The organism is Streptomyces sp. NPDC050549 (assembly GCF_040655035.1).
In the GTDB taxonomy this organism is placed as follows: domain Bacteria; phylum Actinomycetota; class Actinomycetes; order Streptomycetales; family Streptomycetaceae; genus Streptomyces.
The window spans coordinates 1-11,295 of sequence record NZ_JBFAJD010000084.1 but is presented as its reverse complement, the minus strand read 5'-3'; the positions used below and the strand labels follow the sequence as shown (position 1 = coordinate 11,295).

6 protein-coding genes are annotated in these 11,295 nt (G+C 65.4%); 3 read left to right on the top strand and 3 right to left on the bottom strand.

The features are described from left to right. Window positions 1–542: 542 nt before the first annotated feature. On the bottom strand, window positions 543–785 hold the full coding sequence (locus AB0I51_RS47550; RefSeq protein WP_362985634.1) for a transposase: 243 nt from the start codon (window positions 783–785) through the stop codon (window positions 543–545). Between the two features lie 590 nt (window positions 786–1,375). On the opposite strand from AB0I51_RS47550, the gene AB0I51_RS47545 reads away from it, so the two are divergent. Further along, window positions 1,376–1,774 (top strand): hypothetical protein, encoded by a 399-nt coding sequence (locus AB0I51_RS47545; protein ID WP_362985632.1) that lies wholly within the window; start codon window positions 1,376–1,378, stop codon window positions 1,772–1,774. Between the two features lie 278 nt (window positions 1,775–2,052). On the opposite strand, the gene AB0I51_RS47540 is transcribed toward AB0I51_RS47545, so the two are convergent. Both AB0I51_RS47540 and AB0I51_RS47535 read right to left on the bottom strand, forming a co-directional pair. Further along, window positions 2,053–4,875 (bottom strand): N-6 DNA methylase, encoded by a 2,823-nt coding sequence (locus tag AB0I51_RS47540; protein ID WP_362985630.1) that lies wholly within the window; start codon window positions 4,873–4,875, stop codon window positions 2,053–2,055. Window positions 4,876–5,137: 262 nt separating this feature from the next. Continuing rightward, window positions 5,138–5,500 (bottom strand): hypothetical protein, encoded by a 363-nt coding sequence (locus tag AB0I51_RS47535; RefSeq protein ID WP_362985628.1) that lies wholly within the window; start codon window positions 5,498–5,500, stop codon window positions 5,138–5,140. A gap of 186 nt (window positions 5,501–5,686) precedes the next feature. On the opposite strand from AB0I51_RS47535, the gene AB0I51_RS47530 reads away from it, so the two are divergent. Together AB0I51_RS47530 and AB0I51_RS47525 are read left to right on the top strand one after the other, a co-directional pair. After that, window positions 5,687–7,330 (top strand): serine/threonine-protein kinase, encoded by a 1,644-nt coding sequence (locus AB0I51_RS47530; protein WP_362985626.1) that lies wholly within the window; start codon window positions 5,687–5,689, stop codon window positions 7,328–7,330. 533 nt (window positions 7,331–7,863) lie between these two features. Continuing rightward, window positions 7,864–10,515 (top strand): hypothetical protein, encoded by a 2,652-nt coding sequence (locus tag AB0I51_RS47525; protein WP_362985624.1) that lies wholly within the window; start codon window positions 7,864–7,866, stop codon window positions 10,513–10,515. The last annotated feature ends 780 nt before the right edge of the window (window positions 10,516–11,295 follow it).

The window sequence follows — 11,295 nt, the reverse complement described above, 5'->3', positions numbered from 1 at the left end:
GGATGTCTTGGAGGACAGACCTCTTCTACAGCAGCTCCGCTGCCTCGTTCACCAGCATTGACGAACAACATCCACGCCTAACTGAACGGCGTTGCCTCTAGAACCCAAGCTCACAGACGGGGCCAGTACCCACTGTTAGAACCACCTTGGCGCACCCGGAGTCCGGAGCTCTCACGGGCGCCTGCTCGGCAGCCAATGCGTGCCAAGCAAGTGCCATCACCCAGGTGAACCAGCGCGTCAAACCAACGAACAGTTTCTCTATGCGACCGGAGGCCCTACAGGGTAGCGCCTACCTGCATCGCAAGGCCTCTGCGCTGGAGGTGCTTTCGCCTCCAGGTATTGAGCTGGACGCCCGCCTCTGCTGGCGCCCGGACAGCCTACTGACTCGCCCCTCTGGGGCCAGGATTGGGCCGGAAGGACAGTGAAACCCCGTGAACGATCATCAGCCCCAGAACGCAACTATGCCTGTTGACCTGTACAAAAGGCGAAAACGGGACGGTCGGTGAACCATGGGGCAATGATCTGACGAGCTTCAAGTTCGCCTACACGCTTTCCGCCGGGTTGAGGTCCGGGGCGTAGGCCAGCAGACGGAAGACGGTCAGCCACCGTTCCCTCGCGGCCAGTAACTCGCGTATCGGTGGGTCCTTGTGCTGCGTGGAGTTGTCCCAGACCAGCACGATCTTTCCGCCGAGTTGCTGGTAGGCGGCCTCCAGCAACTCGGCGAAGTCCCGCTCTCGAAAGCCGTTCTTCTCGCCGCGGCGGAATATCGCTAGTTCGCTCGCCACGTGTGATCTCGCAACCGTGGTCCTGTCGTTGGCATGGCTACTCCCCGCCGAGTAGGTAGCGGCCGGCGATGGTACTCAACTCAACGCCGCCCCTCATCCGCCGTGCGTGCGGTCGGCGGTGTACAGCCAGCCCCCTCGTACTCCGAGTTGCAACGCCGCAAGCTGTAGGCCCAACCTCCTGACAGCGCGAAACTGGCATGCCACTATGAGTTACGGGCGCGACGCCCTGCGGACAGCGCGATCGGGGGCACGTTTTGAACGCTACAACGGCTAACGCGTGCATTGCTCTCGGGGGCGTTATGGCGCTTCCAGGGATATACTTACTCCTAGTGATTTACTCACAGGGGAAACTGAAGGCAGGGTCATTCGAGATAGCTGCCGACATGTCGTCGTCGCATCATCGGCGTTTGAAGGTGGCAGGGGTGGGACTATTCCTGCTTGGTGCTGCTTTGATACTCGCCGGGATCTTCGCTCCGTCGGGTAGCGGTAGTGAAGTGGTCAAGGCAACGCCTTCAACTGGCGATAGCGTGAACCAGCCCCCAAGCGCCGACCCATCTAGCGGAGAGCCGACTCCGAGCCCTACTTCGCCGATGCCCACCTCAGTGACAAGTGCCGACCCGGGGACTTCCTCACCTAAAGCAGATAGCAACGCAGAGAAAATCGGCCTCATCCAAGTCCACGATGATGGTAGTCAGCACAAAATTGGCAAATGGACGTACGAGCCAATCGACAACGGCCCAACTGCGGCCGTGAAATTCGCCTTCGTCGTCTTTGACCAAGATGACCAACCGCTCGATGAAGGATGTTACACCGACGCTATCGTTAAGGATAAGGCGGGAGCGCCGAGCGCTGAAGGAAAGGAACGCAATGGCTGTACCCTCGACGGGTGGGACTCGTTCCGTCTGCCTGTAGGCTCTTACACGCTCACTGTCACCGCACGAATCGATGGAGCAATACTTACTCAGCACCAAGATTTTGAAGTCATATAGTGCCCGCTTGGCGGGCCTCCGCTGTCGCGGGCGGAGTATTCGCGCACTCGCTCAGGAGGCGCATTTTGTCGGCATCCCACCCCCGCCATCCAGCGGTGCATTGTGCTGGGCCGCATCTCGGAGGGCCGACAGGGCTCTGCAGGACATCAGGAAAGCGCAGACAGGCGTCCTGCTTGCGGATAAGTGGTTTCCCCCAGACGGCCGAGGTTCTTAGCGTCGCCGTTGTGGAACCAGCCGCCGACGCGCTGAGCCTGCTGTAGAGCGTCTGCTGGCTCTGGTCACGGGGAAGCCGGCCCGCCGGAGGCCAAGGCGGCGACAAGGGACGCGGCAGGCGCGGCATCCTTGATCATTTCCGATTCGGCTACATCGTGGTAGGCCACGAACCGGATGCCTTCGGTTTGCAGACGGTTGTAGTAGTAGCAGTTGCTGTTCGATCCGAAGGCTGCCGGCTGCAGCTCGACCAGGGGAGCGAGTGGGAGCGCGCTGCCGCCCTCGCGGGGGAGAAGGTACAGGCCGTCTTCCTCCAGGGCCACGTTGCTCGAGATCCGCTTCTGTCTGAACGGAGTATTCGGGCCCATTGCGAGGTCCACGTCATGGTGGAACACCCCGTTCCTGATCCGGGCTCCGCCAGCGCGTACGAGGGGATAGTCCAGCCAGCCGGCACCGATCAGGTTACGCAGGGTGTGCACATGACCGGTCAGGATGCCGAGTTGTTCCTTGAGGGAGTCCTCGCCTGCCGCGCCCGAATGGCCACTCCAGGTGTTTCTCAGATGGATCACGTCTCCCAACAGTTTCGTGACATCGGTGCTCAGGAGGGTGTCCAGGAAGTCTGGTGGTGCGTCGGCGAAGGCTGCGCGCACCCGTGCCTGCTCGTCGGTGTCCGTTCCGGTCAGTGCGGTGCGGTACCTCTTGGTGAGGCGTTGCAGCACGATGTGCCAGACACCGAGCGTGGCCCGCTCGGGAGTGATCCCCACCTTGCTGAACTGAACAGCGAGGCTAGGAAGTTCTTGCTCCAGACCTGAGTGATCCTGGAGAAGGGCGGACAGGACTACTGCGGCGTGGAACTCGATCGTGGCGTCCCAGAAGTGGAACATCTGGGCGTGGCGGGCGTGGAGGTTGGTGTCACCTTTGGATTCGTAGGACCAGAGGGCGCTGGCCATGGGGAACGGCAGGCTTGTTGCCCATTCGGCTAGGTCTGTCGATGGGATGAGACGGCTGGCCTCCCGGTAAATGTCGGAACGCCTCTTGGGGTCGTTCCACAGCTCTCTGTGCGAGTCGACAAGATGACGGCGCGCTGTAGCCAGTGCCCGCTCCGTGCGGGCCATTTCGCGCTGGACAGACAGTTCCGGCAAGGCGATCAGAAGGTTGTCTGCCATGCGCCAGGCCTGGGTGAGATTCATGGCGCGGGGGCTGACGTAGCTGTCACTGTCGGAACCGGTGGCCGTCGAGCGCAGTCGTCGGCCTAGTGAGGAATTGAGCCAGCCCGCAAGGTATTCGGCGTCGATGTGCGTGTTCCTGGTCCGGAGCACGAGGATGCGGTTGTCGGGGGCAACTTCGCCGGGGTCGCCGGTCACTGCGTCCAGATGTGGCTCGATCGGGAGGATGAGCGCCTGCTCACCTGTGGCGGCTGACAGAATGGCGGGGCGGTCGGCTGCTTTGGCCGAGGGGATGTAGCAGACGTGTTCGGTGAGTTCAGCCAGCCGGGCAGTCTTCCAGCCGGTCTGGGTGAGGTCGCGCAGCGCGCGCGGGGGTCGGTCGGTTCGGAAGACGAGATTCACGTCGAACATCGTGAGTTGTGAGTTCGCCACGTCCCTCACGTCCGGTGGCGTGGCGGTATAGCGGGCGCTGCTCCACGTTTCGGTGGAGGCCGTCACGGGCGCCAGCTTGGTGAGGGGCGGGGCGTGGTGTTGCCCGGGCTTGCCAGTGGCTGCCGTGGCGTGATGAAGGACGCTGACCTGTCGGAAAGAGAGATCATTCACCGAGGCCGTCCTGCTGTAGCTGGTCGGCTTCGATTGCCTCAGGCTTCGTGACAGCTCATCGAGGGCTGCTTCGCTAATCACGCGGCGCTCCGGTCTGCGGGAGTGCGCGTCCTCGTAGAAGCCGCGGAGGTCGATGAACTGAACCTTGTACCGGCGTGCCTTGGGCTTATTGTTGGAGAAGACAAGGGCGAACAGTCGGATGCTTGTGTTCGCGCTGAGTCCTTCAGGTAGAGCGACAACAGCATCCAGGAGATCCTGGTCGAGAAGCCAAGTACGGATCGCGCTGCCACCCTTGTCGCGCAGCGGATCTGTAGCAGTGAACATGATCCCTCGGCCGCCGCCCTCCGCCGGGGGGCGAAGCTTGCTAAGCAGAATCTGTGCGAACAGTAGGGACGCATTCTCGGGTTGCGGCAGACCTGCGGGGAAACGTCCATTAGGGCGTTCGGCCTCAGCTGCGCAATGGGCGAGGTTGTTGCGCCAGGCCATGTTGTAGGGGATCTCGGCCACCGTGTAATCGAACTGGCGGCCAGGGAAGGCGTCCTCTTCGAGGGAGTTCGACAAGCTGAATGTGGCGTCCGTGCCAACAAGGAAGGCATGGGCCCGGGCCCGCTGGACGGTGGACGAGTTGACGTCCTGTCCAGCGATGCTGACCGAGGTTTCTGCCTGATCTGCCAGAGCTCCGGCCACATCGAGCGCCAGAGTGGCGGACCCGCACGCCGGATCGTAGAGCTGCATGCCATCCATGCGGCTACCGCGTTCGTATGCGGCCAAAGTGGCTGTAGCGACCTTCACCAGAGACGCAGAGGTGGGAAACTCACCGTAGTGGTGTACGGGACCCAGCAACGTCCTTGCGTAGTGTCGGATCTGTGCCGGTGTGTAGGCGTCTAGCGCCTCCTGTGCGCTTTCTAGCGCGGGCTCCAGGTCAGGGTTTCGGCTCCGTACGTGTTGGGCGGTACGCCGCAGGACGTCGAGTTCCGGCGCCGGCAGGCCGGTGGCCCGGGTCTTCCAGTCCGCGGCATTCCATAGCAACGTGTCAGCCACTTCATCCATGGAGAAGTGGCCCCTGAGGGAGTCGAAGAGCCTCCACAGGCGCTGCTCGACCATCCGTTGCTCGTCCGTCATGGCCCCCCCGCGTGGTAGGTACGCGACCCTGGTTGACCGGAGCCAGCCCGTCTGCCGCGGTGTCGCATAGCAGGGGTCAACCTACCGAAAGTGTCTCTGCGTATGCCGGAAGGGTTGAACGGACTGGGTAGCTGCGCGAGATGTCGAGGCGGACCGGCTCTGGGTGAGCCTGTTCGCCTCACAGGGCGCCGGTACTCTGCTCGGATTTCGGCGATGCGCCGGTGCTGCGCGCCCTCATAGCCCCCAAGTTGTCGACGGAGTGTCAGTTCCCGCTGAATTGGGCGAACACAACGGCCTGCTCGTCCCTCCATGTCCATTCGCCCGACCGCGAGAAAGGCAGACTTCGGGCGAGAGTTGAGAACTGCTCCGAGGGCTCCTTGCTGGCCTTGTTCACCACGATGGCCGATAGCATCGGCGCGCGACCGTCCTCGTTCTCGTAGAGGCAGACGTCTCTGAGCAGGTAGGTCATGATTCCTCGATGGGGAGGGATCGGGTCGAAGTTCCGTTCTGCGAGCTTTGCACTCAACTCGCCATAGGTCATCGGTTGACCGGCGCGAGCCCGATCTCGGAGGATCCCGACAGCGGCATCCAAGACGGCGGGGTAATCCGGGTCGGTCAGCTTCATACGATCCTCCTGACGTGCCACCAGCCACAGAGGTTATCGCGCACGATCGGCGCACGCCTGGCACTCCCGGGTCCCCAGTGGCCCAGGCGGAGAAGGGTCTCAACGTGCCTGCTGGGGCGGCCTGCAGGGCGGATAGCATCCGGCCAGACACGAGTAGGTCCACCGCACCGAATGATCGGACAACCTGTGAGTACTGCTGGCTCCGGCGGGCGGATCCAGCCCGCCCACCCCGGCGACCCCTCCCGGATCGGCCCGTACCGTATCGTCGGTCGGCTCGGCGAGGGCGGCATGGGCACGGTCCACGCCGGGATCGCCCCCGACGGGGGGCGGGTAGCAGTCAAAGTGGTCCACCAGGCGCAGGCTGGAGATCCGGAGTTCCGCGCCCGGTTCCGCCGAGAGGTGCGACTCTCCGCCCTGGTGCACGGCCCGTGCCTGCTGCCCCTCCTGGCAGCTGACCCCGACGCTGATGCTCCCTGGCTGGCGACCCCCTACGTGCCGGGCCCGACCCTGGCCCAGCACCTGGCCGCCCACGGCCCGCTCGAAGGCGGCACGTTGCATGCCTTCGCCACCGGCACCGCCCAGGCCCTCGCGGCGATTCACACGGCCGGGGTGGTACACCGTGACGTGAAGCCGCAGAACGTGCTGCTGACCCCGGCCGGCCCCCGCGTCCTGGACTTCGGCATCGCACACGTCACCGACGGCACCAGCGTGACCCGGACCGGCATGCTGACCGGCACACCGGGCTGGCTCAGCCCCGAGCAGTACCGCAGCGGCGTGGCGGGACTCGAGAGCGACCTGTTCACGTGGGGCGCGCTCGTGGCGTACGCGGCAACCGGCCGCCTCCCCTTCGGCGGCGGCCCCCCGGAGGCCGTCGCGTACCGCGTCATCTCGGGCGAGCCGGACCTGGACGGCATACCGGAGCGGCTCAGGGAGATCCTCGAACGAGCGCTTGTCAAGGAGCCAGCCGAGCGGTCCACCGCCGTCGAGGCGGCGCAGGCGTGTGCACGGCTGCTGGCTGCGGAGCCCACCCAAGTGCTGGGCGCAAGTGAGGAGGTCGAAGAGGACCTCGCCCCCACACTCGTCGGGGAGTTGATCACGGCACGGTGGACCGTACCCGCCCTGGAGGACCCCACCTGGCCCGAACCTCCCCGTGCCCAGGGGAGCTCCTCCCGGCGCCGGGCCGTTGGTGTCGTCCTTGCTGCCGCAGCAGTCGTCGGTGCGGGCGTCGGCGGCGCTTGGTCCTTCCGCGGAAACGGCGACGCCGGCAACGCGGCGAGAGACGCCGCGACCGCGGCGTCCACAGCGGCGCGCACGGGCGCCGCGACCTCGAGCACTACAGCCAGGAACACCGCGCGGGGGACCGACGATGTGACCGAGACGGAAGGCACACCATCCGGCCCCGCCACAGAGGCCGATGCAAGTGCAGCGGCCGCCTCGGACACACAGGCGTCAACCGACGCGGCCGCAAGCGCATCCGCCAGCGCGGCGGCAGCCGCGCTGGCCATCCAGCATGCGGCACTCGCACGCACCTACACCGTGGGCCACTTCACCGTGAAGTTCACCCAGGTCGACGTTGGCGACGTAGTCGTTGGGGAGCCGCAAACGTATGTCCTGGCACGGGTCACGTCCCATTCGTCCGACACAGCGATCTATGAGCAGCGCGGCATCGTCGTCTCGCTGATCAAACCCTCCGGGGCGCTGGATGTGCGCGCCACCTTGTGCGTGGAACTGGCTGGCAACACCTACGGGGACTACGACACGACCCAAGACGGGGGCAGCCCGGACTGGAGCAGCATCCGCGTCACGCTGAGCAAGGAGACTCCATGCTGAGGGCTGGTCCGGGGTCAGCGGCCTGGTTGCCAATCATCCACGGTCGCACTGTCTCTGTTCGGCTCTCGCTTCGTGTCTCCACGTCGTCCAGCTACGTGGCGGACCTGTCGAAGTTCATACATGTCGGTTGGTCCACGGAGGGCCGGGACCCCTCGGGGTTCGGCTCCTGGATGGATGGCTGCCCGATCAGTGGCGAAGACGCTGGTAATCCGGGCTCGTGGGAAGTAGCACTGCGCTGAACGCGCAGGAGCGTGCTGCTGGCGGCTCCAGCCCGCCAGCAGATCTGCTTCCGGCCGGCCAGACATGGGTGTGACTTCGAGCAGCGCAGTCCAAAGCGACCTGGGCAACGACGACAGAACCGACATCGTGACGCTCGACGGTGTTTTCGCCGAGAAACGCTGGGAAGTCCCTTCCAGCGGTCATGTAGCGATTGTGCATCAAAAGTGTGGTGCAGATGTAGAGAGTCGCTGCTTCCAGCAAGATCGACAGTGGGCGGTTCGTGGAGGTTGCGGGCCAGGGGAGGGGCGGCGTGCATGGCGGGTGCGCAGCGTCGTGCGGTCATCGCGCAGGAACAACGGGGCGTGGACCGTGCGTACTTGTGTCTTGAGGACCGGCGATCGCAAGTCGTGTCGGTCGACGCCGTGTACCGCGCGCACAACGAGATGCCGGCACCTGGCGCCAAAGGCGTACAAGCTGAGGGCGCCGCACGGGCCGACGAACCGTTGGTGATCATGCGAGTGAATACCCGGGACGGCGAGTCGTTCCTCGTCGGACGGCAGTCCCTGTGGAACGAGTATCACGATCTGGTGGTCGTCTCGTCCGCGGCGCAGCGCGCCATCGACTGGCGGCTGGCGACCCAGGACGATCCCGGTGAACTGCTGCTGCGAAGGAAACTGAACTTCCGGCGGCGCAAGCCGAAAAATGTGACCGGCTACCTCGACGAGCTCATCCTGCGGCAGTACGACGCCGATCTGGACGAAGGGCTCGCGCCTGAGACCCCCGAACCGATCGATGGACCGGCCCTTACGGAAGAGCAAAACCCTGCTCCCGCTGCCGGTGCGGCGGCGGATGAGGACCCGGCGCCATCCTTGGAGTCCTTGCTCCTGGACGACCTTGACCTGCCCCGCGACGGAACCATGCGCGACATCGTGGAGACGGTGCAGCGCGAGCAACTCATCCTGGTGGCGCACCAGCGGCCGGGCGCCTTGGTCATCCAGGGCGGCCCAGGGACCGGAAAGACCGCCGTGGGCCTCTACCGCGTGATGTGGTTGCTGGACAATCAGCACTGCTCAGCCCCGGACGTCCTGGTCGTGGGCCCGCACCTCAGCTTCCTCGACTACGCAGGACAGGTTCTGCCCGCTCTCGGCGGAGGGGACGTCACCACCCTCACCCTCGATGGCCTCATGGCCGGTGACCGGGAAACCTCTTCAGACGCCGACCCGGTTGAGGCGGCATTCGTCAAGGGCGATGACCGCATGGCAGACGTGCTGCGCCGGGCCGTCGAGGCCCATTGCCGTCCGACCAGGGCAAGAGTGGCCCCGCTGCTGGCAGAACGCGATGACGATGAGGCGGTCTTTCGTTTCGCTTGTATGGGGCGCACCTACGAGGCCGACGCCGAACCTCTGCTCGCCATCGCACGCCAAGCACTGAATGAGTCCGGCCCGTTCAACGTGCGGCAGGCCAACTTCCGACTGCGTCTGGCGGGCAAGCTGCTTCTGTCCGTACCGGGAGCCACGCCCGAAGACATCCTGTCCAGCAAAGAGGTTGCCACCTTCGTCCAGCGGGTGTGGCCGCGCCTGAACGCAGCAGAGTTCTACACGCGTCTGCTGGACAGCGCCCAGACCCTCGAGGCGGCCGCACCACTGCTCACGGCCGACGAGCAGGCTGCGCTGCGCCGCCCCAGGTCTACCGGCAAGACGACGTGGACCTCTGCGGATCTCGTGTGCCTAGATGAGGTCCAGTGGCTGCTCACCGGCTCCGAGGACCGGCGAACCTACGCCCACATCGTTGTCGACGAGGCCCAGGACCTGACCCCGATGCAGGCGCGTGCCCTGGCCCGCCGTTGCCCGCCGGGCTCCATGACCATTCTGGGAGACCTGGCCCAGGCCACCGGGGCGCACCGCTACCGTTCCTGGCGTGAGCCGGTGGCACTCCTGACCGCAGGCTCGGCGTGGACGGTCGAGGTCCTGCGGACGGGCTTCCGGCTCCCGCCGGAGGTCGCGGATTTCGTCGAGCCCCTGGCCCGCACGGTGGCCCCTCGCGTACCCGTCGCCCGATCCGTCCGCCCGGCCCGTGGACAGACCGTGTGGATGAGAGCAGCGGACAGCCCGGAACGCCTGATCGCAGTTGCTGTCGGACGAGTCGCGGAGATTGAGATCACCTCGGCCCAGGAAGGACGGTCCACCGCGGTCATCGCCCCGGCCGACGGCAGCCTGCACAGCCGACTCCGCAGCGAACTCGACAACATCCATCTCACCGCCGTCCCCGTCCTGCAGCCGCACGAGACCAAAGGCATCGAGTTCGACCATGTGGTGATCGTGGAGCCGGCCGCCATCGCGGGCGACACGCGCGCAGGAATGCCCGGCCTGTACGTCGCTCTGACGCGCTGCACCCAGTCACTCAGCGTTGTCCACAGCGTCGCGTTGCCCGCACCTCTGAACGGGGACGAACCCCCCGCACCGTTGACCGACACAGCCTCCACGCCTGAGGAGACGACCCGCGCCATGATCTCGGAACCGGCTGCCCCCGCTTCGATTACCGAGCCCTCCGCCGATTTCGAGCACTATCTGCAGGCGGCTGTAGCGGATGATCGAAAGCAGCCCGTCCATGAGCGTCTGCGTCACCGGCTTCTCGCTCAGCTGTGGGAGCACGGAGAGCCCGAGGACGGCAGCGTCGCGGACATTGTCCACGCGGGTGACAGCGGCACCAACCTCTTCGAAGTGCTGCACGCGGAACACCCCACCTATTCCGATCTCCGCGAGGCGGCATCGCGCAGTGCCGAGATCCGCTTCGCAGTGGGCCGATCGATCGATCACGTCTTCCTCGTATGCGCCAACGCACCCGTGGAACCCTGGGCGGTCGCAGCCGCTGAAGGGGCCTTCGGCCTGTCGGTGATGTGGTGGGAAAGCGGCGAATGGCAGGGAGCCGACGTGGATGCCGCCCTGTCCAGGTCTCCTGGTGCCTGACGGCAGGTTGCTAGGACGTGCGCCCGTCGGCCGCAAGCACAGACCTACCCCGGGCTGGCCGAGGGGTCACCACACAGACCCGAGGAGTGCCGGCGTGGCTCCACCTCCGTGATGCCCGCACTGCGCCGCATCACTGCAGATCGAACCTGCCCGAGGTCGGTCTTGAAGGCGACCTCGAGATCCATGAGGAAGTCGAAGCATCCGCCGACTTCGAACCGGACGACGAGGAGGGGCTGAGGTTCCTCCGCGTACTCGGTGACCGCTACAGATAAGTCCCCGGTCCGCAGGCGCATAGAGGAGTACCCCACCGGGGCCGCTACCGCCGAGAACCTGGCCGGCTCCGGTGGCAGGGAGCTGCAGTGAACAACTCCCAGGGGCAGTAGATGAGTCGGGTTGTAGTAGCGGGTGCGGCGGAGGAGCCCGAGACGGTTCTCGCGGAAGCGATGCCAGGCTGTCGGACGCGGGGTCTGCTGCAGGTTTGGGTGGCAGGTTCGATCACGCGGCCTGAAGGGCGATGTGAGTGAAGCAGTCAGCGGCGAAGACGGCCCAGCAGGACATCTGCAACGTCAAGGACGCCGCCGACGCTGGGGTAGGGCCTTTTCGCGTCGCAAGGGGGATGCGCTGGACGCCCTTTTGCTGCCTGCTCCTGAACTGGAGGCTCGCCTGGCTTGAGCCCGGCAGGCCAGCTAGTGCTCTGACCGGGAAGGTTCGCCGGGTTGCTGGTTAGGGCGGTTGGATGGGCGGTGACGTCCGTTCCGACCGCTGGAGGTGCGGTGGCCG

Coding starts and splice junctions, on each gene's coding strand:
- AB0I51_RS47535 (WP_362985628.1), bottom strand. CDS start 5,500: ATGAAGCTGACCGACCCGGATTACCCCGCCGTCTTGGATGCCGCTGTC.
- AB0I51_RS47545 (WP_362985632.1), top strand. CDS start 1,376: ATGCCCACCTCAGTGACAAGTGCCGACCCGGGGACTTCCTCACCTAAA.
- AB0I51_RS47525 (WP_362985624.1), top strand. CDS start 7,864: ATGGCGGGTGCGCAGCGTCGTGCGGTCATCGCGCAGGAACAACGGGGC.
- AB0I51_RS47540 (WP_362985630.1), bottom strand. CDS start 4,875: ATGACGGACGAGCAACGGATGGTCGAGCAGCGCCTGTGGAGGCTCTTC.